The sequence below is a fragment of the Pseudomonas sp. TH32 genome (assembly GCF_016650855.1).
Lineage (GTDB): Bacteria > Pseudomonadota > Gammaproteobacteria > Pseudomonadales > Pseudomonadaceae > Aquipseudomonas.
On sequence record NZ_JAEKFA010000002.1, the window covers coordinates 5,036,492 to 5,063,265 of the forward strand.

The 26,774-nt window shown below is 62.0% G+C and carries 27 protein-coding genes, 1 pseudogene and 1 riboswitch; of the genes and pseudogenes, 11 read left to right on the top strand and 17 right to left on the bottom strand.

Features of this window, described 5'->3' with window-relative positions; translation table 11 throughout:
- Window positions 1-46: 46 nt before the first annotated feature.
- Window positions 47-1,979 (bottom strand): annotated as a pseudogene (locus JFV30_RS26810) (patatin-like phospholipase family protein).
- A 98-nt stretch (window positions 1,980-2,077) separates the two neighbouring features.
- Window positions 2,078-2,482, bottom strand: a complete 405-nt coding sequence (locus tag JFV30_RS26815; RefSeq protein ID WP_201125584.1) for an acyl-CoA thioesterase — start codon at window positions 2,480-2,482, stop codon at window positions 2,078-2,080.
- A gap of 198 nt (window positions 2,483-2,680) precedes the next feature.
- A riboswitch (S-adenosyl-L-homocysteine riboswitch) is annotated at window positions 2,681-2,786 on the top strand.
- A gap of 21 nt (window positions 2,787-2,807) precedes the next feature.
- On the opposite strand from JFV30_RS26815, the gene ahcY reads away from it, so the two are divergent.
- The 5 genes from ahcY to JFV30_RS26840 all read left to right on the top strand — a co-directional run bounded on the left by ahcY (window position 2,808) and on the right by JFV30_RS26840 (window position 9,273).
- Entirely contained in the window at window positions 2,808-4,217 is a 1,410-nt protein-coding gene (gene ahcY, locus JFV30_RS26820) for an adenosylhomocysteinase (RefSeq protein ID WP_010167616.1), read from the top strand.
- A 72-nt stretch (window positions 4,218-4,289) separates the two neighbouring features.
- The gene (metF, locus tag JFV30_RS26825) at window positions 4,290-5,135 is read left to right on the top strand and encodes a methylenetetrahydrofolate reductase [NAD(P)H] (protein WP_201125585.1); all 846 of its coding nucleotides are present in this window, start codon (window positions 4,290-4,292) and stop codon (window positions 5,133-5,135) included.
- 75 nt (window positions 5,136-5,210) lie between these two features.
- Window positions 5,211-6,293: a hypothetical protein gene (locus JFV30_RS26830; protein WP_201125586.1), complete on the top strand. Its 1,083-nt coding sequence runs from the start codon at window positions 5,211-5,213 to the stop codon at window positions 6,291-6,293.
- Window positions 6,294-6,363: 70 nt separating this feature from the next.
- A complete protein-coding gene (locus tag JFV30_RS26835; RefSeq protein ID WP_201125587.1) occupies window positions 6,364-7,167 on the top strand; it encodes a substrate-binding periplasmic protein in 804 nt (267 codons plus the stop codon).
- 222 nt (window positions 7,168-7,389) lie between these two features.
- A complete protein-coding gene (locus JFV30_RS26840) occupies window positions 7,390-9,273 on the top strand; it encodes a DEAD/DEAH box helicase (protein WP_010167623.1) in 1,884 nt (627 codons plus the stop codon).
- A gap of 68 nt (window positions 9,274-9,341) precedes the next feature.
- Here JFV30_RS26840 and JFV30_RS26845 read toward each other — a convergent pair whose 3' ends face one another.
- Together JFV30_RS26845 and JFV30_RS26850 are read right to left on the bottom strand one after the other, a co-directional pair.
- On the bottom strand, window positions 9,342-9,938 hold the full coding sequence (locus JFV30_RS26845) for a YceI family protein (RefSeq protein ID WP_201125588.1): 597 nt from the start codon (window positions 9,936-9,938) through the stop codon (window positions 9,342-9,344).
- A 32-nt stretch (window positions 9,939-9,970) separates the two neighbouring features.
- Window positions 9,971-10,522, bottom strand: a complete 552-nt coding sequence (locus JFV30_RS26850) for a cytochrome b (RefSeq protein ID WP_010167627.1) — start codon at window positions 10,520-10,522, stop codon at window positions 9,971-9,973.
- 280 nt (window positions 10,523-10,802) lie between these two features.
- Here JFV30_RS26850 and JFV30_RS26855 point away from each other — a divergent pair, with 280 nt between their 5' ends.
- A complete protein-coding gene (locus tag JFV30_RS26855) occupies window positions 10,803-12,209 on the top strand; it encodes an adenosylmethionine--8-amino-7-oxononanoate transaminase (protein ID WP_201125589.1) in 1,407 nt (468 codons plus the stop codon).
- A gap of 91 nt (window positions 12,210-12,300) precedes the next feature.
- On the top strand, window positions 12,301-13,020 hold the full coding sequence (locus JFV30_RS26860) for a 16S rRNA (uracil(1498)-N(3))-methyltransferase (RefSeq protein WP_169386937.1): 720 nt from the start codon (window positions 12,301-12,303) through the stop codon (window positions 13,018-13,020).
- 18 nt (window positions 13,021-13,038) lie between these two features.
- Here the strand turns inward: JFV30_RS26860 and JFV30_RS26865 are convergent, their stop codons facing one another.
- Genes JFV30_RS26865 through JFV30_RS26875 form a run of 3 tightly spaced genes read right to left on the bottom strand, consistent with a single transcriptional unit; the run spans window position 13,039 to window position 15,570 of the window.
- The gene (locus tag JFV30_RS26865) at window positions 13,039-13,917 is read right to left on the bottom strand and encodes a transporter substrate-binding domain-containing protein (protein WP_446739881.1); all 879 of its coding nucleotides are present in this window, start codon (window positions 13,915-13,917) and stop codon (window positions 13,039-13,041) included.
- A 47-nt stretch (window positions 13,918-13,964) separates the two neighbouring features.
- Window positions 13,965-14,318 carry a RidA family protein gene (locus tag JFV30_RS26870; RefSeq protein WP_201125591.1) on the bottom strand — a complete coding sequence of 118 codons (354 nt, stop codon included), beginning with the start codon at window positions 14,316-14,318 and terminating at the stop codon, window positions 13,965-13,967.
- 10 nt (window positions 14,319-14,328) lie between these two features.
- Window positions 14,329-15,570, bottom strand: coding sequence for a D-amino acid dehydrogenase (locus tag JFV30_RS26875; RefSeq protein WP_201125592.1), 1,242 nt, complete (start codon window positions 15,568-15,570; stop codon window positions 14,329-14,331).
- A 108-nt stretch (window positions 15,571-15,678) separates the two neighbouring features.
- Between JFV30_RS26875 and JFV30_RS26880 the strand changes: the two genes are divergently transcribed.
- Window positions 15,679-16,581, top strand: a complete 903-nt coding sequence (locus JFV30_RS26880; RefSeq protein ID WP_201125593.1) for a LysR family transcriptional regulator — start codon at window positions 15,679-15,681, stop codon at window positions 16,579-16,581.
- On the opposite strand, the gene trhA is transcribed toward JFV30_RS26880, so the two are convergent.
- Window positions 16,576-17,193, bottom strand: coding sequence for a PAQR family membrane homeostasis protein TrhA (gene trhA, locus JFV30_RS26885; protein ID WP_008434116.1), 618 nt, complete (start codon window positions 17,191-17,193; stop codon window positions 16,576-16,578). The two genes, JFV30_RS26880 and trhA, sit on opposite strands and share 6 nt — an antisense overlap.
- A 163-nt stretch (window positions 17,194-17,356) precedes the next feature.
- Here trhA and JFV30_RS26890 point away from each other — a divergent pair, with 163 nt between their 5' ends.
- From JFV30_RS26890 to JFV30_RS26900, 3 genes are read left to right on the top strand one after another with little or no spacing between them, the layout of a single operon-like run.
- Window positions 17,357-17,923 (top strand): chromate transporter, encoded by a 567-nt coding sequence (locus tag JFV30_RS26890; RefSeq protein ID WP_003216826.1) that lies wholly within the window; start codon window positions 17,357-17,359, stop codon window positions 17,921-17,923.
- Window positions 17,923-18,465, top strand: coding sequence for a chromate transporter (locus JFV30_RS26895; protein WP_010167641.1), 543 nt, complete (start codon window positions 17,923-17,925; stop codon window positions 18,463-18,465). Before JFV30_RS26890 ends, JFV30_RS26895 begins: the two co-directional genes overlap by 1 nt.
- Window positions 18,466-18,502: 37 nt before the next feature.
- Window positions 18,503-19,417 (top strand): LysR family transcriptional regulator, encoded by a 915-nt coding sequence (locus tag JFV30_RS26900; RefSeq protein ID WP_010167642.1) that lies wholly within the window; start codon window positions 18,503-18,505, stop codon window positions 19,415-19,417.
- A gap of 134 nt (window positions 19,418-19,551) precedes the next feature.
- On the opposite strand, the gene madM is transcribed toward JFV30_RS26900, so the two are convergent.
- From madM to mdcA, 9 genes are all read right to left on the bottom strand, one after another.
- Window positions 19,552-20,316: a malonate transporter subunit MadM gene (madM, locus tag JFV30_RS26905; RefSeq protein ID WP_003216820.1), complete on the bottom strand. Its 765-nt coding sequence runs from the start codon at window positions 20,314-20,316 to the stop codon at window positions 19,552-19,554.
- Between the two features lies 1 nt (window position 20,317).
- The gene (gene madL / locus JFV30_RS26910; RefSeq protein ID WP_003216818.1) at window positions 20,318-20,731 is read right to left on the bottom strand and encodes a malonate transporter subunit MadL; all 414 of its coding nucleotides are present in this window, start codon (window positions 20,729-20,731) and stop codon (window positions 20,318-20,320) included.
- Window positions 20,732-20,798: 67 nt separating this feature from the next.
- Window positions 20,799-21,704 carry a malonate decarboxylase subunit epsilon gene (mdcH, locus tag JFV30_RS26915; RefSeq protein WP_201125594.1) on the bottom strand — a complete coding sequence of 302 codons (906 nt, stop codon included), beginning with the start codon at window positions 21,702-21,704 and terminating at the stop codon, window positions 20,799-20,801.
- Complete coding sequence (locus JFV30_RS26920) at window positions 21,701-22,297, bottom strand: malonate decarboxylase holo-ACP synthase (protein ID WP_201125595.1); 597 nt, start codon at window positions 22,295-22,297, stop codon at window positions 21,701-21,703. The genes mdcH and JFV30_RS26920 overlap by 4 nt, the downstream gene beginning before the upstream one ends.
- The gene (gene mdcE / locus JFV30_RS26925) at window positions 22,291-23,067 is read right to left on the bottom strand and encodes a biotin-independent malonate decarboxylase subunit gamma (RefSeq protein ID WP_201125596.1); all 777 of its coding nucleotides are present in this window, start codon (window positions 23,065-23,067) and stop codon (window positions 22,291-22,293) included. Before mdcE ends, JFV30_RS26920 begins: the two co-directional genes overlap by 7 nt.
- Window positions 23,064-23,906 carry a biotin-independent malonate decarboxylase subunit beta gene (locus JFV30_RS26930; RefSeq protein WP_201125597.1) on the bottom strand — a complete coding sequence of 281 codons (843 nt, stop codon included), beginning with the start codon at window positions 23,904-23,906 and terminating at the stop codon, window positions 23,064-23,066. Before JFV30_RS26930 ends, mdcE begins: the two co-directional genes overlap by 4 nt.
- Window positions 23,899-24,198, bottom strand: a complete 300-nt coding sequence (locus tag JFV30_RS26935; protein WP_201125598.1) for a malonate decarboxylase subunit delta — start codon at window positions 24,196-24,198, stop codon at window positions 23,899-23,901. Before JFV30_RS26935 ends, JFV30_RS26930 begins: the two co-directional genes overlap by 8 nt.
- Window positions 24,198-25,046 (bottom strand): triphosphoribosyl-dephospho-CoA synthase, encoded by an 849-nt coding sequence (locus JFV30_RS26940; RefSeq protein ID WP_201125599.1) that lies wholly within the window; start codon window positions 25,044-25,046, stop codon window positions 24,198-24,200. The genes JFV30_RS26935 and JFV30_RS26940 overlap by 1 nt, the downstream gene beginning before the upstream one ends.
- Window positions 25,047-26,717 (bottom strand): malonate decarboxylase subunit alpha, encoded by a 1,671-nt coding sequence (gene mdcA / locus JFV30_RS26945; protein WP_201125600.1) that lies wholly within the window; start codon window positions 26,715-26,717, stop codon window positions 25,047-25,049. It abuts the gene before it with no gap.
- Between the last annotated feature and the right edge of the window lie 57 nt (window positions 26,718-26,774).

Sequence of the window (26,774 nt, forward strand, 5' to 3'; positions counted from 1 at the left end):
TGCTTTTAGCTACGACACGCGGCGTTCAGGGCTGTTCAGTGGCGAATCACTTAATGGGCAGGCGCCAGGCCTTGGCCATTTCGATCGTCGTTGAACTGAAGGGTTTGCTCCAGGGTTTATTGCGGGCCCCGTAGTTCGCAATGAGGCGGTCCAACACCTGATTGAACTCGGCGGGGGTCGTCACCTGGGCCAGCTCATACTCCGCCTGGCGCAATAACGCGACATTGCTGTCCGGCTGCCCAGGTCGGAACAGGGACGGGTAGATAACCTCCCGGGTGAAGTTTTCGGCGATCACGGCGATATCGCGCTTTTTCATTTCGTTCACCGCGCTCGTCATGACCCTGGACAGCTGCGCCTTCTCTGTAGAGGGCTTCTGACTCAGCCCTTGCAAGAGTTGCTGGAAATTGGGATGACCCGCAGCATTCAGCTGGCGCCCCAACCACTCGACCTGCTCAGGGCGGCTTGCCAACGCATCGAGATTACGCAATGCCGACGACAACTTCGGTGTCAGCGTCAGCGTGTCACTGGCCTGATTGGCGTCGGCAATGGCGGCGTCCAGTGCTTGTAATGCCTGCTTTGCGCCGCCTCGAAACCTCAGCACATCATGAGCGGCCGGGTCCTTCTGCAAGTCCGCCTCCACGCGGGCCAACAGTGTGTCGTCCATGGCCAGCACCGCATCCTCCAAGGAAGGAAACTGATGCTGCTCACGCACCTCTGCACGTTGCCCCATGTGCGTCTCCACGGCGCTACGGGCCAACACCTGCAAATGCTTTTTCTGCTCGTCAGTCATGGTGAAGTTAACGGTGCCGTTGAGCAGCCCGCGAAAATCACCCTTTTCGGTTTTCAGTGGTAACACGACGGTCTGGTCGACCTGATCCTTAAGCTTGGCCGCCTGATACTCCGCAGCCGCCGTCAGTGCAGTGCCCGTAACTTTATCGGCAATGCTGTCCTTTAAACTGCCACGCGTCTTGGCTGGCGAGACCTCGGACTCGAACATGACAATCAGTGCCTCAGGCTTGCTCAAGGGTTCGTGCGCGGCCGTTGGGTCGATCACACCACCGGACGGTGTATTGACCATCAACCCGCCATCCTGGAACCCCGTTTGCTCGCCGCTCTCCTGAAAGGCGTGGCCTTGCTCCGTCGGGCTCTTGAACAACACTGGCAATGAACCGGATATATGGGCTGCCCGGGCAATATCCAGGTCGGGGGTCAAGCTGGCGTTGAATACCACCAGTTGCGGCCGGCCGTCGAACATGCCCGTGCCGGTGATGCCGAGCTGCTTGACCGAAGGTATATGAACGCTCAATACGGCGAGATCGCCAAACGTCGGCCCGCTGCCAGCACTCAGTTTGTCCGCGATTTTCACGACCTCCGCAGGCCGGCTTTCCCGGGGGGTTTCGGCGATCTGCGCCAGCAGCGCCTCGCGTGACTCCTTGCCGATCAGGTCCTCAAGGGGCTGCGCTTCGGTTTGCAGGCGCGGCAGCAGGGTGAACAATATTTGCGAGATACTGCCCGCCGGCCCGGGCAGGCGCCCAGCCAATTTGCCAATGGCGGAACTGGCATTCTGCAACCACGCCGTCACGGGGTCTTTGCTGTTCAGCAGTTCGGGAAGGTTGATGCTGTTCGAAAGCGTCTCGAAGTCCTTGGCGTTCATACCGCTAGCCAACAGCGCAGCGGATATCGCGCCTGCGGACGAACCGGAAATAGTGTTGATTCCCGCCAAGACCTTTTTATCTTCAAGCGCCTGAACCACACCCGGGAACGCGATGCCTTTGGCCCCCGCCACTCAGCACCATCTGCGTGACCGGCGGCGGTGAAAGGGCCAGCTGCACGGTCCCGTCACCGTTGCGGGTCAGCGTCAGCTTGCGCTCACCGACCTCCTTCAAGAGCGTCTTCTCCACGCCTTTCGGCGCATCCACAGCGAGTGTGGCGTTCGGGATTACCGGGGTGTTCAGTGAAACGGAAGGGAGCAAATTCATCAACGAAACCTCTCAACAGGATGTAGCCCTGAGTGACGAGAGAGTTCGGAAAAGATCCGCCCCGGAAAGATCAGGTTAACAATTAACCCGGCATTACCTTATTCGCCGGCCTCATCGTCCTTGAACTGATCCTTTACATATTTGATCTCGGTACGCCCATGGGGCGCCGGCAAGCCGTCTTCACCCAAGTTGACGAAGACCATTTTTTCCACGGTCAGGATGCTCTTGCGGGTGATTTTGTTACGCACTTCGCAGGTCAGGGTGATGGAGGTGCGGCCAAACTCGGTGGCGGTGATACCCAGCTCGATGATGTCGCCCTGGCGCGAGGCGCTGACGAAGTTGATTTCAGAGATGTACTTGGTCACCACCCGCTGGTTGCCCAACTGGACAATCGCGTAGATGGCCGCTTCTTCGTCGATCCAGCGCAGCAGGCTGCCACCGAACAGGGTGCCGTTGGGGTTGAGGTCTTCGGGTTTTACCCATTTGCGGGTGTGGAAGTTCATGTTCACTCCAAAGCGTGATGCGAAATGATGGGCAACATCATGGCAGAGGCCGGGCCCAAGCTCTATGAGCCATTGCCTATCAGCCCCATGCGCGATCTTCATGCCGCCGACAGAAAGGCTTTAGAAGTCAGGCGCAGACGGCTATAATCGCCTCCGCTTCAAAACGGTCATCTTCGATTGATACCGTTCTCCCGCCACCTGTCCGAGGGGCGCTGCAGCAGGCTCGACCTGTCAGGCTCGGATGGGGCGTTGTCCGGCCTGGTTAGCCAGCTGGATACTAAACGCACAACGGCGCCCATTCGCACACTACGAATGGAGGCTCTTCATGAGCGCTGTAATCACGCCTGCAGGTTTTACCGACTACAAAGTCGCCGACATGTCCCTCGCTGCCTGGGGCCGTCGCGAAACCTTTATCGCCGAATCCGAAATGCCAGCCCTGATGGGCCTGCGTCGCAAGTACGCCGCTGAGCAGCCGCTCAAGGGCGCGAAGATTCTCGGCTGCATCCACATGACCATTCAGACTGCCGTGCTGATCGAAACCCTGGTTGCCCTGGGCGCCGAAGTACGTTGGTCGTCCTGCAACATCTTCTCGACTCAAGACCAGGCCGCTGCCGCTATCGCTGCTGCCGGTATCGCCGTGTTCGCCTGGAAAGGCGAGACCGAAGAAGAGTACGAGTGGTGCCTGGAGCAAACCATCCTCAAGGATGGCAAGCCATGGGACGCCAACATGATCCTCGACGACGGCGGTGACCTGACCGAGCTGCTGCACAAGAAGTACCCGCAGATCCTCGACCGCGTCCACGGCGTGACCGAAGAAACCACCACCGGCGTACACCGCCTGCTGGACATGCTGGCCAAGGGCGAGCTGAAAATCCCGGCCATCAACGTCAACGACTCGGTGACCAAGAGCAAGAACGACAACAAGTACGGCTGCCGTCACAGCCTGAACGATGCGATCAAGCGCGGTACTGACCACCTGCTGTCGGGCAAACAAGCCCTGGTGATCGGCTACGGTGACGTGGGCAAGGGTTCGTCCCAGTCCCTGCGTCAGGAAGGCATGATCGTCAAGGTTTCCGAAGTTGACCCGATCTGCGCCATGCAAGCCTGCATGGACGGTTTCGAAGTGGTTTCGCCGTTCATCGATGGCGTCAATGACGGCACCGAAGCAAGCATCGACAAGGCCCTGCTGGGCAAGATCGACCTGATCGTGACCACCACCGGTAACGTGAATGTGTGCGATTCGAATATGCTCAAGGCCCTGAAAAAGCGCGCCGTGGTGTGCAACATCGGTCACTTCGACAACGAAATCGACACCGCTTTCATGCGCAAGAACTGGGCATGGGAAGAAGTGAAGCCACAGGTACACAAGGTTCACCGTACCGGTGCTGGTGATTTCGACCCGCAGAACGACGACTACCTGATCCTGCTGGCCGAAGGCCGTCTGGTAAACCTGGGCAACGCCACTGGCCACCCAAGCCGCATCATGGATGGCTCGTTCGCCAACCAGGTACTGGCCCAGATCTTCCTGTTCGGCCAGAAATACGCCGACCTGTCGCCCGCCCAGAAAGCCGAGCGCCTGACCGTGGAAGTACTGCCGAAGAAACTCGACGAAGAAGTGGCCCTGGAAATGGTCCGCGGCTTCGGCGGCGTAGTGACTCAACTGACCAAGACCCAGGCCGACTACATCGGTGTTGGCGTTGAAGGTCCGTTCAAGCCGCACGCTTACCGCTACTGATCGGCTTGGCTGCCCGCCCCCTCCCGGGGGCGGGCTTGCCTTACAGGCTTTCGAGTTCCCAAGGGTATGACCATGTCCCAAGACCGTCGCTACAGCTTCGAGTTCTTCCCGACCAAGACCGATGCTGGGCATGAAAAACTGATGGCGACAGCCAAGCAGTTGGCCAGCTACAACCCCGACTTTTTCTCCTGCACCTACGGTGCCGGTGGCTCCACCCGCGATCGCACGATCAACACCGTGTTACAGCTGGAAAGCGAAGCCAAAGTACCTGCTGCCCCGCATTTGTCCTGCGTAGGCGACAGCAAGGCCGACCTGCGCGGCCTGCTGACCCAATACAAGCAAGCCGGCATCAAGCGCATCGTCGCCCTGCGCGGTGACCTGCCATCCGGCATGGGCATGGCCAGCGGCGAACTGCGCTACGCCAATGACCTGGTGAGCTTCATCCGTGAAGAAACCGGTGATCACTTCCACATCGAAGTGGCCGCTTATCCGGAGATGCACCCCCAGGCCCGCAATTTCGAAGACGATCTGCAGAACTTCGTGCGCAAGGCCAACGCCGGCGCCAACAGTGCGATCACCCAGTACTTCTTCAACGCCGAGAGCTACTTCTACTTCGTTGAACGTGTGCAGGCGATGGGCGTGAACATTCCGGTCGTGCCGGGCATCATGCCGATCACCAACTACAGCAAACTGGCGCGTTTTTCCGACGCCTGCGGCGCTGAAATCCCACGCTGGATTCGCAAACAACTGGAAGCCTACGGCGATGACGTCCAGAGCATCCAGGCGTTCGGCGAACAGGTCATCAGCGAAATGTGTGAACAATTGTTGCAAGGTGGCGCACCAGGGCTGCACTTCTATACCCTGAACCAGGCTGAGCCAAGCCTCGCTATCTGGAACAACCTCAAGCTGCCACGCTAAGGTCTGTTCCGAAATGCAAAGGCCCTCATATTGAGGGCCTTTGTCGTTCGAAACGTACACGGAATTCTGCAGTTCATGAATACAGCCGCCCCGACGTCCCGCCCGCAACTGGTCTACCTCGTGTTCGGCGCAGAGACTTACCATCAGGAAGCGGTATTCAGCATCGCCAGCGCCCTGTCGTTCCTGCGCGATGCGCCGGATACAGGCATCGATATCCAGGTCTTCAGCGACAACCCCGAGCCGTATCGCCTGCTGCCGGTACGGGTGCGCCCGCTGGATGAGGCCACACGCAAACGCTGGAGCGAGCCCCACGGCTACCACTTCCGCACCAAGCACGTGGTGCTGCGGCAAGTATTGCAAGAATCCGACGTGGCGCTGCTGATCGACACCGACACGTTTTTCCATCATTCGCCCCTCGCGCTGTTTGAACGCGTGCAGCCCGGCACCCTGCTGTGCAACGCCTTCTACACCAAGTACGGCGATAACCACGAAAGCATCCTGTACAGCGCCTTGTATCAGCGCCTGCTGGACATGGGCGTGGCCGACGACGACATGATGACCCTCAACTCCGGCGTCATGGGCCTCACGCAGCAGGACGCGCATATCCTCGACCGCTCGATCGAACTGATGGACGAACTGTTCCCCCATGCCCAGGGCGCCTACACCCTGGAAGAGTTCTGCCTGTCCATCGCCGCCTATCGCACCCTCAACGTGCGTGAATGCCCGGACCTGATCCATCACTACTGGAGCCGCAAGCAGTTGTTCCGGGCCAAGGTCAAGGCATGGATCGCCAAGCATCGGGCGAACCCCACCAGCGTCGCGGCCCTGGACGACACGCGCCAAGTCTCCGCCCACCTGCCCCGCCCGCCGCGCCTGCAACGCATGATGTACAAGCTGATCACCCTGGCATTGCCCAAGCACCAACAGCAGTTCATCCGGGAAATCCTCTACGGCTGCTATGAACATGAAAACGAGTTCGACCAGGCGTGTGGCCCGGTTTGGTGGGACAAGGCCCGGCAAAATCAGGAAGAGCGCCAGGGCCGGCCGGTTGATGCTCACCTGTTGGAGCACTGGTTTGCCAATCCCGTGGTGCGGGTGATTCTGGGTGAGCGGCGCGAGGCGATCTACGAACACCTGATCAAATCTCCGGGCAAGTAAACCTTGCGGGCGCCCGCAGATCACTGTGCCAGAGCTTCTCTTTAGTCCGATACAGTCGTAATCTCAGGGCATGCCTGTCACTTTCCGGTTGTTGACTGCTGTTCTTTTCGCTTGCCTGAGCCTCGGCGCCCACGGCGAGAAACTGCGTATTGTCACCGAGCCCTGGGCGCCCTACGTGTATGACGACAACGGCACCATGCGCGGGCTCGACTACGAGACCACGGTGATCGTGTTCCAGCGCCTGGGCATCGATGTGGATTGGCAGTTTCTGCCGTGGAAACGCTGCCTGGCGATGCTCGACCAGGGCCAGGCCGATGGCGCACTGGATATTTTCCACAGCCATGAACGCGACGCAGTGCTGCTGTACCCCAGCGAGCCACTGTCCAGGGTCGAGTTCGTGCTGTTCTACGCCAATGACCGCCCGCATCCGTTCCAGACCTTCGACGACCTGCGCGGCCTGACCATCGGCACCTCGCCAGGCTACCTCTACGGCGCCGAATTCAACGAATCCACCCTGTTCAAGCAGGAGCCGGCCGCCAGTCATGAGGCCAACTTCGGCAAACTGGCCCTCGGGCGGATAGACCTGGTGATTACCGACCGCAGGGTCGGCCAGCATGTGCTCAAGGCCCTCGGGCTTGAGGACCAGATCACCCAGGCGCCTCAAGTGGTCAGCAGCCAGCCACAATTCCTGGCCGTGCGCCGTGGTGCCGGCATGGATTTACTGGTGCAACGCTTTGCCGCCGAACTCAAACGCTTCAAGCAAGAGCCGGCCTACGCGGCCTTGAGCGCCAAATACGCCGGCACGAGTGCTCAAACCAGCGCGCTGGCCCTGCCCGCGAGCACCGTTGAGCAGCAGGAAAGCAGCGCAGAGTGATTGCTCTGTTATACTCCGGCCTTTCCGCCAGGCTTACGCCCGGACGCTTCGGTCTTGCAAAAGGCACCCGACCCCGCTACAGCGCAGCTTTCAAGCCCGCGCGAGCCGTCTGAGTGCCCGCCAGCCCCAGCAGGACCGGACGGGATTGCGTTCATCTAAACGCCATTCACGCCAGGCAAGACTATCCCTCTGGGCCAAGCCCTAACTAAAACAGGATTACTCATGTCCTTTGCTTCCCTCGGTCTCTCCGAGGCTTTAGTCCGCGCCATCGAGGCAGCGGGCTATACCGAGCCTACTCCGGTGCAACAGCGGGCCATTCCCGCCGTGTTGCAAGGCCGCGACCTGATGGTTGCGGCTCAGACAGGTACTGGTAAAACCGGCGGCTTCGCCCTTCCGATCCTGGAGCGGTTGTTCCCCAACGGTCACCCGGACAAATCCCAGCGTCATGGCCCGCGCCAACCGCGCGTACTGGTCCTGACCCCTACCCGCGAACTCGCCGCCCAAGTGCATGACAGCTTCAAGCTGTATGCCCGCGACTTGAAGTTCGTCAGCGCCTGCATCTTCGGCGGCGTCGGCATGAACCCACAGGTTCAGGCCATGTCCCGCGGTGTCGACGTACTGGTTGCCTGCCCGGGCCGTTTGCTCGACCTGTGCGGCCAAGGCAGCGTCGATTTGTCCCACGTGGAAATCCTCGTGCTGGACGAAGCCGACCGCATGCTCGACATGGGCTTTGTCCATGACGTGAAAAAGGTCCTCGCGCGCCTGCCGGCCAAACGCCAGAACCTGCTGTTCTCGGCCACGTTCTCCAACGACATCACCGCGTTGGCGGGCAAGTTGTTGCACAACCCCGAGCGCATCGAAGTCACGCCGCCGAACACCACAGTCGAGCGTATCGAGCAGCGCGTGTTCCGCCTGCCCGCCGCTCACAAGCGTTCCCTGCTGGCCCACCTGATCACCGCCGGCGCGTGGGAACAGGTGCTGGTGTTCACCCGCACCAAGCACGGCGCCAACCGTCTGGCCGAGTACCTGGACAAGCACGGCCTCACCGCCGTCGCGATCCACGGCAACAAGAGCCAGAACGCCCGCACCAAAGCCCTGGCCGACTTCAAGGCCGGTGAAGTGCGCATCCTGGTGGCCACCGATATCGCCGCTCGCGGCCTGGACATCGACCAGTTGCCACACGTGGTCAACTTCGAGCTGCCAAACGTCGACGAAGACTACGTGCACCGTATCGGCCGTACTGGCCGGGCCGGTCGTTCGGGCGAGGCCATTTCCCTGGTCGCTCCCGACGAAGAAAAACTGCTGAAAAGCATCGAGCGCATGACCAAGCAGAAAATCGCCGACGGCGACCTGATGGGCTTCGACTCGAGCGCCGTTGAGGCTGAGAAGCCTGAAGTGCGCGAACGTCCAGACGTGCGTAACCCGCGCAACAACCCACGCGGTCCGAAGGGCGATGGCCCGAACGGCGGCGGCGGTGGTGGCGGTCGTAAAGACAAGGGCAAGGACAAGGGCGGCAAGGACAAGGCTGCGACCAATGGCCGTGGCGAACGCCCGGCCCGTGAGCAAAAGCCCCGTGAAGGTACCCCGGCCCGCGAACAGCGCCAGCCGAGCCAGCCGCCACGTGCCGCTGCCGACCGTGCGCCGGACGAGTTCCTGGACGATGACGTGGACAACTTCGGTAACCGCGTTGACTACGTGCCCCAGGCCAAGCCGGCCCAGGGTCGTGGTCGCCGTCCAGGTGCCCCGGCACAGGGTGCAGGCGCAGGTGCTCCGCGTACCGGCGGCCAGCCACAAGGCCGTCAGAACGGTCCGCGCAGCAGCAATGGTGCCACCACCGGCACCCCGCCGGCCAAGCGCAGCGGCCCGCGTAACGGCGCACCGCGTGACGGCCAGGCCCGTCGCGAAGAGTCGCGCAACCGTCGCCCGGCCCGTGATGATCAACCTCGTTTGTCTGAGCCTGCGGTGCAAAACCCGCGCGGCGGCCCGGCACCGAAGATCATCCACAAAGAGTCGAAAAGCGATCGCACGCTGACACCTGAGCAGTTGGATCAACTGCCAGGCCGTCCACGTGGTGAAAAGCCGGCGTTGCTGACCCGCAACCGCTGATTTTCAAAGCGCAATAAAAAATGCCCCGGATCGCGAGATCCGGGGCATTTTTGTGTGGCTGGCGAAAATTACTTCGCTTTCACACCTTCAAACGTCACATACAGCTCAACGGTGTTGGACGCTGGGCCCAGGTCCATCTGCTTGCCGAAGTCCTGGCGGTTGAAGGTGGCGGTGCCTTCAAAGCCGGCACGGTAGCCGCCCCATGGATCCTTGCCTTCACCCAGGAAGGTGGCCTTGACCACGATAGGCTTGGTCACGCCATGGAAGGTCAGGTCGCCGGTGACGTCAGCAGTCACGTGGCCAGCAGCGTCTTTGCCAGTGGTTTTAACACTGGTGGAAACGAACTTGGCATCGGCAAACTTGCCAACGTCCAGGAAGTCTTTGCTGGCGATGTGCTTGTCACGTTCGGCGTGGTTGGTGAATACGCTGGCGGTACGGACGTTGAACTCAATCTTGCTGTCTTCAGGCTTGGCAGCGTCGAAGCTGAATTTGCCGTCCAGGTCCTTGAAGGTACCGGTGATGAAGCTGTAGCCCAAGTGGCTGATCTTGAAGTCCACGAAGGCGTGCTGGCCTTCCTTGTCGACAACGTAGTCAGCTGCCATCGCCTGACCGGCAGTCAGCAGAGCAGAACCAATGGCCAGAGCGGCGAGAGTCTTTTTCAACATGCTTTCTATTCCTTGTGAGTCGAGGTTGAACATCAGGCTTTGCGCCCCAGCATACGAACCAGGGTCACATCACGATCAATGAAATGGTGTTTCAGCGCAGCCACACCATGGAGGCCGGCGAACACCACCAATACCCAGGCCAGGTACAAATGCACCACGCCTGCAGTGTCTGCCTGGTCCGGTAGCCCGGAAACCAGCGCAGGAATCTCAAACAGGCCAAACACCGGGATCCCGACACCGTCTGCGGTGGAAATCAGGTAACCGGCAATCATCACGGCAAACAACCCGAGATACAGGAATGCGTGGCCAAACGCAGCCCCCAGGCGTGTCATGCGGCTATAGCTGGCAAGCGGTGGCGGCGGCGGGCTGAGCAAACGCCAGACGATCCGCACGAGCATGATGGCGAACAGCGTGATGCCGATGCTCTTGTGCAGGTCCGGGGCGTCTTTGCGCCAGGTGCTGTAGTAGTCGAGACCGACCATCCACAGGCCCAACGCGAACAGACCGAACACCACCAGGGCCACGCCCCAGTGCAAAACAATACTGACCCAGCCGTAACGGGCCGATGAATTACGTAGTTGCATGTCCCAAATCCCGTAAGAGCTGTGCCAAGACTATCGATTTACCTATCGAATTAAAGCGGAAAATTTCGCTTTGAAATATCGAGAAATACGATCAAGAGCGTATGCAGAGTAAGTTAACAAGAGATTAAGGACTATCCAGAAGAAACGTGACGGACTGTCCTGTGTTTACCATCAATTTACGCTTCAAACCTGCAATGGGTTGTGACACAGGCCGGCATTGCATAGGCTTGCGCGATTGTTTCGCCCGCGCCTGCCGCGAGCCGCTTCGAGGAGAATGAACATGGGTTTGAATAATCAGTGGATGCAACGCGACCTTGCGGTGCTCTGGCATCCCTGCACCCAGATGAAAGACCACCAGCAACTGCCACTGATCCCGATCAAGCGCGGTGAAGGCATCTGGCTGGAAGACTTCGAAGGCAAACGCTACCTCGACGCCGTCAGCTCCTGGTGGGTCAACGTGTTTGGCCACGCTAACCCGCGCATCAACCAGCGCATCAAGGATCAGGTCGATCAGCTGGAGCACGTGATCCTCGCCGGCTTCAGCCACCAGCCAGTGATCGAGCTGTCGGAGCGACTGGTGAAGATGACCCCCGAGGGCCTCACCCGCTGCTTCTACGCCGACAACGGTTCGTCGTGCATCGAAGTCGCGCTGAAGATGAGCTTTCACTATTGGCTCAACCGCGGCCTGCCGAACAAGAAGCGCTTTGTCACCCTGACCAACAGCTACCACGGCGAAACCATCGCCGCGATGTCGGTGGGCGATGTGCCGCTGTTCACTGAAACCTACAAGGCGCTGCTGCTGGACACCATCAAGGTGCCGAGCCCGGATTGCTACCTGCGCCCCGAAGGCATGAGCTGGGAAGAACATTCACGCAATATGTTCCAGGCCATGGAGCAGACCCTCGCCGAAAACCACGACACCGTCGCTGCCGTGATCGTCGAGCCGCTGATCCAGGGCGCCGGCGGCATGCGCATGTACCACCCGGTGTACCTCAAGCTGCTGCGCGAGGCCTGTGACCGCTATGGCGTGCACCTGATCCACGACGAAATCGCCGTGGGCTTTGGCCGCACCGGCACGATGTTCGCCTGTGAACAGGCCGGCATCCGCCCGGACTTCCTGTGCCTGTCCAAGGCCCTGACCGGCGGCTACCTGCCGCTCGCCGCCGTGGTCACCACCGACGACGTGTACGACGCCTTCTACGACGACTACCCGACCCTGCGCGCCTTCCTGCACTCCCACAGCTACACCGGCAACCCACTGGCGTGTGCGGCGGCCCTGGCGACCCTGGATATCTTCGAAGAAGACAACGTCATCGAAAACAACAAGGCCCTGGCCCAGCGCATGGCATCCGCCACCGCGCACCTGGTGGACCATCCTCACGTGTCTGAGGTGCGCCAGACCGGTATGGTGCTGGCCATCGAGATGGTGCAGGACAAAGCCACCAAGACCGCCTACCCGTGGCAGGAACGCCGTGGCCTCAAGGTGTTTGAACATGCCCTGGAACGCGGCGCGTTGCTGCGGCCGTTGGGCAGCGTGGTGTACTTCCTGCCGCCGTACGTGATTACTCCGGAGCAGATCGACTTCCTGGCGGAAGTGGCCAGCGAAGGGATCGACATCGCCACCAACAGCAAGGTCAGCGTGGCGGTGCCCAAGGATTTCCACCCGGGGTTTCGTGATCCGGGTTGATTGAGTTCACTTGATTAACCGGGTGCCAAGGCTTGCGTCATCGCGAGCAAGCTCGGCTCCCACAGGTTTTGTATTTCTTCCGAGAACAGAAATGAGACTGTCCCGTTTTTTTGTCGACGCCCCCCTGAGCCTTGGCGACCACGAGTTGCCGGAAGCCCAGGCGCACTACATCAGCCGCGTATTGCGCATGAGCGAAGGCGACGCCGTGCAACTGTTCGACGGCTCCGGCCAGGAGTTTCGCGCCAGCTTGCTGGAAGTCGGTAAAAAACGCGTGGTGGTGCAGGTCACCGAAACCTTCGCCGGGCAGATTGAGTCGCCGTTGCAGATCCACCTCGGCCAGGGCCTGTCCCGTGGCGAGCGGATGGACTGGGCGATCCAGAAAGCCACCGAGCTTGGGGTGAATGAAATCACCCCGATCTTCAGCGACCGCTGCGAAGTGCGCCTCAAGGACGAGCGCGCCGACAAACGACTGCAGCACTGGCGCCAGGTGGCGATCAGCGCGTGCGAGCAGTGCGGCCGTTCGCGGGTGCCGGTAATTCACCCACCGCTGTTGCTGGCGGATTGGTTGAAGCAAGTCGAGGCAGATTTGAAGCTGGTGCTGCACCCGGTGGCCGAGCCGCTGGTGAGCCATGCCAAGCCTGGGAGCCTGGCCTTCCTGATCGGGCCGGAGGGTGGCTTGACCGATGGCGAAGTCGAGACCGCCCAGGGCGCAGGTTTTCACTCCGCCCGCCTGGGCCCACGGGTACTGCGTACCGAAACAGCGCCAGTCGTGGCACTGTCGGTGGCCCAGCAATTGTGGGGCGATTTCTAAACTCGCTTTACCACTCCACTACTCCACCGGGTCGCTCACCGGCTTGGCAATAATCGCCTTCAACTCACTGGTCATCGGGAATTCCAGGTTCAAGCCCTTGGGCGGGATCGGCTGTTCAAACCAGCGCTGGTAAATCCCGTTGATCTCCCCCGAGCTATACAGCCCGGCCAGGGTTTCGTTGACCACCGCGAGAAACTGCGGATCGTCCTTGCGCACCATGCAGCTGTAGATTTCCCGCGACTGTTCTTCCCCGACCACCACCCACTTGTGCGGGTCCCTGGCCTTGGCGCGCTCGCCGTAGAGCAACGCATCGTCCATGTAGAACGCCGCCGCCCGGCCGGATTGCAGCATCTGGAACGCTTCGCCATGGTCCTTGGCGCTGATCACTGACATGTTCAGTTTGTGATCAACGTTGTAGCTCTTGAGAAAACGCTCGTTGGTGGTGCCAGCGGTGGTCACCACGTTCTTGCCCTTAAGGTCGGCGAAGCTTTTGATGCCGCTGTCGTTGGCGGTCAGCAACTGGCCCTTCACGTAGATAAACCCGTAGGAAAACGCCACCTGCTTCTGCCGCTCGGCGGTCACGCCGGTGGAGCCGCATTCCAAGTCAACGGTGCCGTTCTGCACCAGGGCAATCCGGGTCTGGGAGGTCACCAGGTTGTACTTCACGTTGAGCTTCGGCACCCCGGTTTTCTGCTGGATGCGTTCGACGATCTTGTTCGCCAGCTCCACCGAATAACCCATGGGCTTTCCGCTGTGGTCACCGACGTAGGAGAACGGCACCGAGGCATCGCGGTAGCCGAGCGTGATGGTCTTGGCGTTGGCGATCTTGCTTAGCGTGCCTTCCAGTGGGGCTTCAGAAGCATGGACCTGAATGCCCATCAACAAAGTGAAGCTCATCAACAGGATTTTTTGCATTGTTATTCTCCGTTGGTTTTTCCAGTTGTTTATGGACGGCGTACCGCAATGACACTGATCTCGACCAGCACATCCGGTCGCGCCAACTGCGCCTGCAACGTGGTCCGCGTCGGTGCCTGCCCCGGTGACAACCAGGCGGACCAGACTTCATTCATCGGCGCAAAACCCTGCTCGATATTGTTCAGGTAGATCGTTGCGTTCAGCAGATGATCCTTGTCGCTGCCGGCCTCGGCCAACAACGCGTCAATCTTGGCCAGCACCTCCTGGGTCTGTGTCGTCACATCCCGGCCTTCCCCCGGCACCTGTCCGGACAGGAACACAAGATCCTGAAACACCACGGCGCCAGACAGGCGATTGTTGCTGTTGATTCGGGTGATGGTCATCGGAAAATCCTCAAGCGGCACGGGGCGCGAAGCCCTGCATATCAATGGAAGTCGTGTGCTGGCCGATCAGCTCGGCCAGCACCTGCCCGCTGCCGCAGGCCAGGGTAAACCCGAGGGCTCCGTGGCCAAGGTTAAGCCACAGGTTGCTGCAGGCGCTGGCACCAATCAGCGGCACTCCGGTAGGTGTGGCCGGGCGCATGCCGGCCCATTCGACCGCATGCGTGTAGTCACCGGCCAGCGGGAAAGTCTCAAGGGCCTGGCGTTTAATCAGCGCCAGGCGCTTGGGTTCAAGCCGGGTGTCGAAGCCGACGATATCCACCATCGCCGCCACCCGCAGTTGCTCGCCGATGCGCGCGTAGACGATCTTGCGATCGTAGTCGGTGATGCTGATATTCGGCGCCTGATGCTGCGCACCAATCGGCACGCTCAGGCTGTAGCCCTTGAGGGGATAGAGCGGCAATGACATGCCGGGCAAGGCCAGCTCGGGGCTGCGGTGCCCGGCGGCCAGTACCAGGTGCTCGACAGACAGCGCCTCGTCGCCCATTTCAATCGAATGCACACGGCCTGCGTGATGATGGATTCGTGTCACCTTGCGTCCCAGCAGAAATGTGCAGCGCCCCGACGCTTCAAGGCGCGCCGCCAGTTGTTGGCAGAAGGCATGACAGTCGCCTACCTCTTCGTTGGGCGTGTAGATGCCGCCAAAGAAACGGCCGCCGTCCAGGGTCGGCTCCAGCCGCTCGCAGTCCGCCGCCGAGAGCACTTGCTGTTGCAACGGGTCGGTGACTTTATTCAGTGCGCGCTCATAGCTGTCGAGGGTGCGAAAGGTCACCAGCTTGCCGTTGCGCCGCCAGTGGAAGTCGCCCAGTTGGTCTTCTTCACGCCAGCGTTGCAGGGTGTTCTGGCTCAGGGACGCCAGGCGCAGCAGATGGGCCGCATTGCGCTGGTTCACCGAGCCCCGGCAGGCGCCCAGGAATGAAGCCATCCAGCGCCACTGCGCCGGGTCCATGCGCGGGCGCAGCTTCAGCGGCGAGTCACCGCGCAGCATCCAGCCGATGGCTTGCAGCGGCACGCCTTTATCTGCAAGGGGCGCGACATAGCGATAGGACAACTGCCCGCCGTTGGCGAAACTGGTCTCGCTGCCCAGGGTTTCCCGGGCCTCGACCACCGTCACTTGCATACCGGCACGCACCAGCGCATAGGCACTCGCCAGGCCGATAACCCCACCGCCGATGATGCAAACCTGCTGAGCCATGTCCGTTCCTTAACCCTGTGTTGTCCGGGTTGAAGGTTAGGGGCAGGTGACAGCGGCGGGACAATGAATAAAGATGGGTCACCCTTAAACAAAGGTTATGGACTGCCCATGCGCTTGCGTCATATCGAAATCTTCCAGGCCATCCGCCAGACCGGCTCCATCAGCGCCGCCGCCCAGTTGCTGCACGTCTCGCAGCCGGCGGTGAGCAAGGTGCTGCAACACGCCGAGTTGCAGCTGGGCTTCCCGCTGTTCCTGCGCATCCGCGGCAAGCTGCAACCGACGCCGGAAGCGTTGGCGCTGGAGCGGGAGGTCGACAAGGTGACCGAGAGCCTGCAAGGCGTGCGGCGCCTGGCACAGAACCTGCGCCGCGAGCCGGGCCAAAGCCTGCGTATCGGCGCGACACCAGCGCTGGCCTTGTCATTGCTGCCGCCGGCCATCCGCGAATGGACCCAACGCTACCCGGACATCGCCTGTGAGCTGTCCAGCGCTCACAGCCGCGAGCTGGTGCAAAACCTGCTGATGCGCGAAGTCGACGTGGCATTGACCCTGCAGCCGCCCGATCACCCGGGGCTGAGCGCCCAGGCGTTGGCCCACGGCGTCTTGGTGGCGCTGGCGCCACTGGGTTACTGGAAGGAAAACGAATTGGGCAAACCGCTGCCATTGATGGCTTTGGCGGGCGCGCCGTTGATTGGCTTGTCCAGCGCCGACCCGTTGTCGGCCAAGCTGGACAGCTACCTGGAGGCGGTGGATCCGCCGCCCCGGGTCAGCATCGCGGTGCAGACCTATTCACTGGCCAGAGCCATGGTCGAGTCGGGCGCCGGGCTGGCTGTCATCGACCCGTTCACCGCCCTCGGCGCGTCGCCGGCGACCACCTGCATTCGCCCACTGGCACCGCCGCTGCCCATCACGCTGTACGCCCTGACTCGCACCGACGAACCGCCGCCGCACATGCTGGCGAGCCTGCTGGAGATCTTCGGCAGCCGCGCCCAGGAGCAATTGGACCGGCTATAACACATACCCCATGATCGCCACAAAATGCAGCAGGCTGCCGCCGATCACGAACAAATGCCAGATGCCGTGGGAGTGCCGCAGGCGGTCCTCGAGGGCAAAGAAAATAATGCCCACGGTGTACAGCACCCCGCCCGAGGCCAGCCAGGCAAACCCCGTGGGCCCGAGCGCCGCAATCAACGGCTTGACCGCCACCAGCACGATCCAGCCCATCACGGCATAGATCACAATCGACAGGATCCGCGCCTCGGAGCGCGGCTTGATCTCTTGCAGGATGCCGATCACCGCCAGCCCCCACACAATCCCGAACAGCGTCCAGCCCCACGGCCCGCGCAGCGTCACCAGGCAAAACGGTGTGTAGCTGCCAGCAATCAGCAGGTAGATCGAAAAGTGATCCACCTTCTGCATGATCGCTTTCTTGCGTCCGCGCACGCTGTGGTACACGGTCGACGCGCTGTACAGCACCAACAACGTGAAACCGTAGATCGCCACGCTGACAATCTTCCAGGGGCTGCCGTCCATACCGGCCACCACCAACATCCATACCGCGCCCACAAAAGCCGCAACCGCCCCGAGCAAGTGGCTCCAGGCGTTGAATCGTTCCCCGTGATACATGTGTCACTCACCTCGAATAACCGTTATCACCTAGCCCATTCTGACGTCACCCGATCAATATCAGGTAACAACCTTTCTTCATTTGCCCAAATGCACACGCCGATAGATGATTCGCTTCATCCCGCATAAAAGCACCTCGCTCCCGAACCCATCGGTAATCCCCATGCCTGACCTCGAACCTGCCCAGCCTCATCCCAGTCTGTGGCAGTTGTTTTACAACTTCGCCATGGTCGGCCTGTTTGGCTTCGGCGGCGTAATGCCCTGGGCGCGGCAGATGATGGTCGACCGCCGGCAGTGGGTCAGTGAGCAAGGCTTCAACGAGCTGCTGACCACCGGCCAATTCTTCCCCGGGCCGAACATTGCCAACGTCGGCATCATCTACGGCCGGCGCCTGCACGGCTTGCCGGGTGCGGTTGTGACCGTGGTCGGGTTGTATCTGTTCCCCTCGCTGATCACCGTGCTGGCGGGCTTCGCCTATGCCAAATGGTGGAGCCATGACGTGGTGCAGCAGATCTTCGGCGCGGTGATGCCGATCGCCACCGGGCTGATGCTCGGCACCACCTTGCGCCTGCTCAAGGCCATGCCGCGGACCCTGGCCAACTACAGTGCGTTTGTCCTGACGTTTGTGTTGATGGCGGTGCTGGTGCTGCCGTTGTGGATGGTCTTGCTGATCTGCATTCCCAGTTCGTTGGCCTTGAGCTTCATGGGCAAACAGAAGGTGGCCGGCTGATGCAAAGCGTGCTGTTTCACCTGATGATCCAATGCGCGCTGTGGTCGCTGATGGCGATTGGCGGCAACACCGTGGCCCTGAGCGATATCCATCGCTACACCGTCACGGACATGAACTGGATCACCGACGCCCAGTTCGTCGCGTTCTTCGCCCTGTCCCAGGCCTTGCCGGGGCCCAATGGCATGTTCCTGGTATTTATCGGCCAGCAAGCCGCCGGATTGCCGGGCGCACTGGTGGCGCTGACCGCCAAACTGGTGCCCTGCTCGGTACTGACCTACGTCGGCGCCGGCTGGCTGGAAAAACATACCGACACCCCGTGGGTACAGCGAGTCAAAGGCAGCCTGTTGCCGATCTCCATCGGGCTGATCCTGGCCGCCAGCTACATCCTGATGAACAGCCTGGAAAACAACGCCACCAGCCTGGTGCTGACCCTGGCCAGCGCCGGCGTGGTGTATTACACGCGGCTCAATGCGATCTGGCTGATCATCCTCGGCGTGGTCTTGGGCCTGTGCAGTGCATGGCTGGGAGTGAACTGGTTTTAGGGGCACAATCGACGGCATTCGAACAAGAGTCACGGCCATGCTGATCGACGAAGAATTCACCCTCAAGAAGCTGGAAATCTTCCTGGCGTTCATGCGCACCGGCAACCTGGCGCGGGCGGCGGCTGAATTGCAGACCAGCAACGTCAGCGTGCACCGGGCGATCCACTCCCTGGAAAACGCCCTGCGCTGCCCGCTGTTCAAGCACGAAGGGCGCAACCTCACACCGCTGGAAAGCGCCTATGTGCTGGAAGAGCGCGCGCAAAAGCTGGTGCAGGACGTGGTCGACAGCGTGCGCGTGACCCGCGAGGCCGCCGGTTTCTCCGCCGAGCGTTTCAAGCTGGGTTCGCTGTATTCGTTGACGGTGAAGACCGTGCCGCAGCTGATCATGGGCCTGAAGATTCGCCGCAGCGAACTCAACATCGACCTGATCCTCGGCTCCAATTTCGACTTGCTGTACAAGCTGAAGAACATGGAAGTCGATGCGATCCTGATCTCCCTCGACGAGCACGCCAACGACCCGGACTGCGAACAGATCGCCCTGTTTTCCGACGACATCTTCCTCGCCACCCCGGCCGACTCCCCCTTCGACCGCGAGCAGGAAATCGACCTGGCGGATGTACGCGACGCTACCTTCATCACCCTCACCCAAGGCTTCGCCACTCACCAGGACGGCAACCGCGTGTTCAAGCAGGCAGGGTTCGAGCCAAAGGTGGCGATGCAGGTCAACGACATCTTCACCCTGCTGAGCATGGTCAGCTCGGGCGTGGGCTATGCGCTGCTGCCGGGGCGGATCGCGGCGGTGTACGAGAACCGGGTAAAGCTGATTCCCCTGCAACCGCGCTACCGCTTGCAGCAGCACATTGGCGTGGTGTTTCTGAAAGCCAAGGAGCGCGACCCGAACTTGCTCGCGCTGTTGGCAGAGTGCCGGATGTATGCCAACCGGCAAGCCTGACACCACAACACTCTCTGACTGATGCAAAACCTGTATGAGTGGGTTTCTGTGGTGAGCGGGCAGGTTTTTGGGGCCGCTTCGCAGCCCAGCGCGGGGCAAGCCCGCTCACCACAGAAAAGCCCCTGGCCATCTCTCTAACCGACAATCCCGCGCACGATGAAGTAGAGCACCGACGGCCCCAGCAGGCAGCCAAGCCCGGTGTGGAAGGTGGCGGTCAACGCGCCATACGGCACCAGCCGACGATCCGTTGCGGCCAGGCCTGCCGTCACGCCGCTCACGGTACCGGCCAGGCCACCGAACACCATGGCCGAGCGCGGGTTGTCCAGGCCCATCCAGCGGGCCGCCATGGGCGTACCGACCATCACCAGGATCGCCTTGATCAAGCCGGTGGCAATGGACAGCGCCACCACATCCGAGCTTGCACCCAATGCCGCCCCGGTCACCGGCCCGACGATGTAAGTCACCGCGCCCGCACCGATGGTGGTCATGCTGATCGCATCGCGATAACCAAACGCCCAGGCGATGCTCGCGCCCACAATAAACGGCAACACCGTGCCCAGCAGCAAGGCAATCGCACCAATCAACCCGGCCTTGCGCGCCTCGGTGGCCTGCACTTCAAACGCCGTGGCCACGATGGCAAAGTCCCGCAGCATGGCGCCGCCCATCAACCCGATCCCGGAAAACAACGCCACGTCCGCCAGGCCTTTCTGCCCGCCGGTCAGCGTGCCGCCCACCCAGGCCAGCACCAGCCCGATCACAATCGCGATGGCCGAGCCGTGGATGCGTCCGAACGTCAGGCGCTTGGACAGCACCACCGAAATCCACATCACCACGCCGACAAACGCAAAGGCAGTCACCAAGCCGTTATTGGCCAGGCCTTTCTCGATGAGTTCCCACATATCAGCGACCTCCCGCGACAGGTGCAGCCGCGATCAACGGCTCTTCATCGGGCAGCGGTTCGCCTTTGTGCGTACGGCTGATCAAGGCAATCGTGCAACCACACACCACCACCGAACCAATCGCCGCCAGCACCGCCACCGGGCCGCCGTGCAGTGCGGTCACTACGTTTTGTTGCGCCGCCATCGCCACCACCACCGGGATGTACATGGCACCCCAGAAGCCGACGCCCATCTCGCATTCCTTGGTCATGCCGCCGTGCTTGTGCATCCACAACCGCGCGCAGATCAGCAGGATCATCGCGATCCCCACCCCGCCCACGTTGGATTTGACCCCCAGCAGCACGCCGAGCATGTCGCCCAGAATCACGCCGGCCAACATGCAGATCGCCAGCAACGCCACACCGTAAATAATCATGATGGTTGTCCTCAAAGTGCTTCATCGAAATTGTTGTTTTTGTGCTTCGAAAGCCTTGGGTGGTGCTTTATCGGTGGCGGCGGCCCTCCTCTCGCAGCAAGGCCTGCAAGGTGTCCAGGCGGGCGCCTTCGAAGGCGATGACGGTGCCTTGCTCGAACACCCGGCGCGCGAGGCCCGTGAGCACGACGCCGGGAGGCAGCTCGATGTGCAGGCGCACGCCACGCTCATAGGCGCTTTGCACGGTGCCGCGCCAGTCGACGATGCGGCACATGTTGAAGGCCAGGTCGTCGCGCAGGTGTTCGGTGTTGTGGATCGGCCGGGCGCGGGTGCTGCTCAGGTAAGTGATGGCCGGCGGTTTCAATGTCACTTCAGCGAAGGCTTGAGCCAGCGCCTCGGCGGGTTTTTCCAGCAGTGCGCAATGGGACGGCACGCTGACGGCGAGGCGTTTGGCGACGCCGTTGCCGCGAACCAGATGGGCGACTGCGTTCATTGCTTCGTCGCTGCCGGCGATGACCGTCTGGTTATCAGCGTTGATATTGGCCAGGTACACAGGCGTTTGCGGGCTGTGGACCTGGGCGAGCAAGGCTTCGACGGTGGACAGGTCCGGGCCGATGAGGGCGGTCATGCCGTAGCCGTGGGGATACGCCTGCTGCATCAATTCGCCGCGCAGGCTGACGAGTTTCAGCGCATCGGCAAAGTCCAGGGAGCCGGCAATCACGGCGGCCGGATAGGCGCCGATGGACAGGCCGGCGACGTAATCGGGGGTGTGTTCAAGCCAGCGTGCACTGGCCACGCCGGCAATCAGCAAGCACAGCTGCACGGCGCGGGTCGAGGCCAGCGCTTGGGCAGAATCAAGCGTCAGAACGTCCTCGTTCAAGGCTGCACTGGCTTCTTCCAGCACCGCGCGCGGCAGTTGCTGGAGCATGCCGGGACGCTGGGCGCCCTGCCCCGGGAACGCCAGGAGGCTGCTCATGCCACGGCCTGCCAAGGGTCGATCACCAACTGCGCGCCGCTGGCATTTTTCAGCAGTACGCGACGTGAGCTGCCGGCCCACTCACGCAAGGCGACCGCGCCAAAAGGCGTTTGCAGTTGCAGGTCCACGGCGCACACCGCGGTGTCCAGTATCGCCAGCAGGTCCTCTGCATCGCCGCGATCAAGCGGCTCGGGCGTGCGCAAAATCAAATCCAGATCACTCTTGGCGTGCAGCGCTTCGATGCCGCTGGCCAGTTCGAAACCGGCACTGCCGGTGACGCCCCAGTTTTCCTGCGCCAGCACCGGGCGCAACTGAGCGAGGGCCTGCAACGCCGGTAAATCCCGTGGCGAAATCACACCGCGCAGGTCTTCAGGCACAACGCATCTTTGCACGGCTGCCATCGGCATCACGGCGGCGAACCGCTGCTCGCGCAAACGCCCGCGCACCCCCACCGCCACCTGACCCGGCGGCGCAATCGCACGGCGCACCACCACCGGATGCCCGGCGGCCAACGCTTCCAGCACCCAGGCCGGCGCATCGGCGGGCGCATGCGCCGGGGTCATGCCCCAGAGCAAATCGTGAGCGTTCACCATTGCTCCCGCAGCAGTTGGCGCACGTGGCTGGAGGCGGCGCGATTGGTGGCGCCCAGGCGACCGCTCAGGTCACGGCCGCCCGCCTGCACATCCTTGATCGCGTGCACCAGGCAATCGCTGACTCGCGCGACATCTTCAGGAGTGGGCTGCTCAATCTGGCTGACCGACAAGGTCTCCCACAGCAAACCGAGGCTGGCATAGCTGTCGATGTCATAGGCCATCGGCGGCACGCTGGCGGCCAGGGCTTCCAGCTCTTCAACACTGCGCAGGGTCACCCGCGCGGCCGAGGCCTTGCCCATGGCATGCACCATCACGCCGGGGTCGCGCAGGGCAATCAGGCGATTGGCCTGGTAACCATGGGCGAGGAAGGCGCCGGACATCGCCTTGCCGACCAGCAGCGCGATCACCGGGTGACCGGCCAAGCGGGCGCGGGCATAGCTGTCGGCGGCGGCGGCCAGAGCCTGGTGAATGCCAAGGGCTTCTTCGCGACGGCCATAAGCCTGGCTCGGCACATCGACGATCGCAATCAGCGGACGCTTGTCGCCGGTGTTGATCGCTTCGTCCACCGCCTTGGCCAAGCCCCAGCCTTCGAGCAAACCGACTTCACCGTTGCGAGCGCGAGGGAAGCGATTTTGTGGGTCGGTGACCACCGCGATAAAGCGCACCGGCTGATCACCGAGCACACCGTCGGCGACCTTCAGCGAGTTCGGCAAACCGCCCACCGGCGTTGCATCGCCGCTCAATGCGTTGAACCACTGCAAACCTCTCATGAGCGTTCTCCCTGATACAGATCGCGAACCGTCGCCGGGTCGATTTGCGGTTCGGCGTTCAGTGCGGCCAGGCGTTCCAGATAGTGTTCGACCTGACGGCTGCGCTGCTTTTCCGGCAAGCCTTGGTGCAGCAGTTCGGCGACTTGCTGCTGAATCTGCGCCACATCGTCGGCCACATAACGGTCGGCCAAGCCGCTGTTAAAGCGTTGCTCGCCACCGGTCAGGCTCCAGATGAAGGGCCGGTCGCGGGAGTCATATTCCTCAAGCCCGGCTTCCTGTTCGATCACCTGCGGGCCGTTCAGGCCAAGGCGCGCCTCACGGGTCACCAGCAGGTAACTGCACAGGCCGGCCGCGATGGACATGCCGCCAAAACAACCGACGCTGCCCGCCACCACACCGATCACCGGCAGGTACTGGCGCAGGTCGACGATCGCCGCGTGGATATCGGCAATCGCGGCCAGGCCCAGGTTGGCCTCCTGCAAGCGCACGCCGCCGGTTTCCAGCAGCAGGATGGCGCGGGTCGGGATGCCCTTGCGGTTGTCTTCAGCGGCCAACTCCAGCGCGCCGGCCATCTTTGCGCCGCCGACTTCACCGAGGCTGCCGCCCTGGAAATTGCCTTCGATGGCGGCGATGACCACCGGCAAACCGGCGATGCTGCCCTTGGCGATCACCACGCCGTCATCCGCCTGAGGCACCACGCCCTGACGGCTCAGCCACGGCGACATGACGCGCTGGAACGGGTCGATCAATTCGCGATAGCTACCCGCATCGAGCAAGGCCTTGGCCCGCTGCCGGGCGCCGAGCTCGACGAAGCTGTGTGTGTTGAGCAAGTCAGTCATGACCGATCTCCTCGAAGCCTTGCTCCAGGCGCAAACGCACCACGCCGGGGGTGGCGCCGAAGTCGTGGATATCGATGTTCAATGCGGGCGGTGTCTGCTCCTGGAAGATCCGTTCAAACAGGTGCTGCCAACGCAGTTGCGCACCATTGACCGAGGTCTGCACCTGAATCGTCAGGGTGCCGGCAGTGCCCGGTTCCAGCAGCACTTCCAGGTCGCCGGAGCCGACGCAACCCACCAGCGCACGGCTCTTGGCGGGCTGCCCGGCGGGGAATTCAAAGGATAAGGTTTCCATCACAGCGCTCCGTCGAGGCGGTCGATAAACAGGCAGGCGGCCAACAGGTCGGCGGCGCCACCGGGGGACGCATTCAGCGTCAGCAGTTGCTGGTCCAGCTCGTGCAGTTGGCGGCGGCCGGCGAGGCTTGCGCTGCCACCGGCGTCCAGCACCGCTTGGGCACCTTGCTGCATGGCCTGCAAGCCTTCGGGGCCGGCGCGATAAAGCACACAGGTGTCGGCCAGGTCGGTCATGATCGCCAGCAAGGCGTCGAGGCGTGCGTTCTGTTCGCCGTGTTGGTGCAGGCGGCTTTTTTTCAGCTGTGGCAGGCCGCGTTGCAGCACCGAGGGGAAGCCCAGTTGCGCTTCTTCACGGGCACCGCGAGCGCCATAACGTTGTGCGACTTGGGCGCCGTGGCTCAGGGGTTGCGGCGCGTAGCGATCGTTGAGCAGCGCCAGGCGGGCCGCGCGCAAAGCCACTGCGCCGGGGGTGGTGGACTCGGGTTGCAGGGCGGCGGCGGCCACTAATAAGCCAAGTGCCCAGATCGCGCCGCGATGGGTGTTTACGCCGCTGGTGGTGACGAGCATCGCCTCTTCGCCTTCGCGACCGATCCGCCCAAGGGCTTCACGCAAAGGCAAACCGACGTCGCCAAACTCAATAGCCGCTTCGGCCATTTCCTTGAACGCCGGCCACAACGACAGTGCCGAGGCGTGCATCAAGCCGAGGTGCAAATCGGTATGGGCGCCGTTGCCGCGTCGGTCCACCAGCGCCGGTTTTGGCGACAGGTCGGCTTCATCAATCAAGGCGTCGACGGCCATGTCGGCCAGGCGTTCGGCCAGTGTCAGGTCGTGCAGTTTGAGTGCGTGCATTTACCAGCTCCTGAACTTGGCGGGCGGGTTGTACAAACCACCGGACCACGCCACCAGATCGGCCACGCTCTTGGCGGCCAGCAGCTCACGGGTGGCGTCGGTGCGGCGGATGCCGAGGTCTTCGGGCAGTGCGATCAGGCCTTCGCGGCGCATGCGCGCGGTGTCCTTGGGGTTGTGGCGCATGCCGATGGCGGTCACCCCGGCGACGGCGGCGATCATCGCCTGGCGCTCTTCCAGGGAACGGGCCTTGTACAGGTAAGCGATGCCTTCTTCAGTGAGCAGATGAGTGACGTCGTCGCCGTAGATCATGATCGGCGCCAGGGGCATGCCGCTTTTGCGTGCGACTTCTACCGCGTCGAGGGTTTCGACGAAGGTCGGTTTGCCGCCTTCCTGGAAGGTCTCGACCATTTGCACCACCAGCTTCTTGCCGCGTTCGAGCAAGGCTTCCGGGGCATCGTCGTGGCGCATGTCGAGCCACGCGGGGGTGCCATGGCGGCGACCGCGCGGGTCGTGGCCCATGTTGGGCGCCCCGCCAAAACCGGCAAGGCGGCCACGCGTGACCGTGGAGGAATGCCCGTCGCCGTCGACTTGCAGAGTGGCGCCGATAAACAAGTCCACCGCGTATTGGCCAGCCAGTTGGCAGAACATCCGGTTGGAACGCAGCGAGCCATCGCGGCCGGTAAAGAACACATCCGGCCGGGCGGCGATGTAGTTTTCCATGCCCAGTTCGGTGCCGAAGCAATGCACGCTTTCGACCCAGCCGCTTTCGATGGCCGGGATCAGGGTTGGGTGGGGGTTGAGGGTCCAGTTGCGGCAGATCTTGCCCTTCAAACCCAGGGATTCGCCGTAGGTCGGCAGGATCAATTCGATGGCGGCGGTGTTGAAACCGATGCCGTGGTTCAGGGACTGGACGTTGTGTTTTTCATAGATGCCACGGATCGCCATCATCGCCATCAACACATGCACCGGCTTGATATGCCGTGGGTCGCGGGTGAACAGCGGTTCGATGTAGAAAGGCTTGTCGGCGACCACCACGAAGTCGACCCAGCTCGCGGGAATGTCGACGCGCGGGAGGTCGGTGACGTCATCCACCAGTTGGTTGACCTGGACGATAACAATGCCATCGCTGAAGGCCGCCGGCTCAATCAGCGCGGGCGTGTCTTCAGTGCTGGGGCCGGTGTAGATATTACCGGCGCGGTCGGCCATGAAACCGGCGGAGAGCACCACGTTGGGAATCAGGTCCACCACCAGCCGCGCGTAGAGTTCGATGTAGGTGTGAATCGCGCCGATTTCCAGCAGGCCGTCTTCCAGCAACTGGCTGATGCGCAGGGACTGAGTGCCGGCGAAGGAAAAATCCAGCTTGCGGGCGATGCCCTTTTCAAACAGGTCCAGGTGCTCGGAGCGCCCGACGCTGGGCATGATCATATGCAGATCGTGAAGCTTGGCGGGATCGGCCTTGGCCAGGGAGCGGGAGAGGAAATCCGCCTGCTTCTGGTTGTTGCCTTCCAGCACCACACGGTCGCCGGGGAGGATCAGGGCTTCCAGGGCTTCGACGATACGGTCGCTGGGGAGCACGGCGCCGTCGGCGAAAGATCGCACTAACGCCAGCCGACGCTGCTTCTCGTCGCGCCGCCGCGTCCAGCGCGAGTCGGGGGAAGTTGTTGTTGTCATGGTCGCTCCACGGGATGTGCTGTCGTGGGCTGTACCTTAGGAGGGTATTGGAGGGGC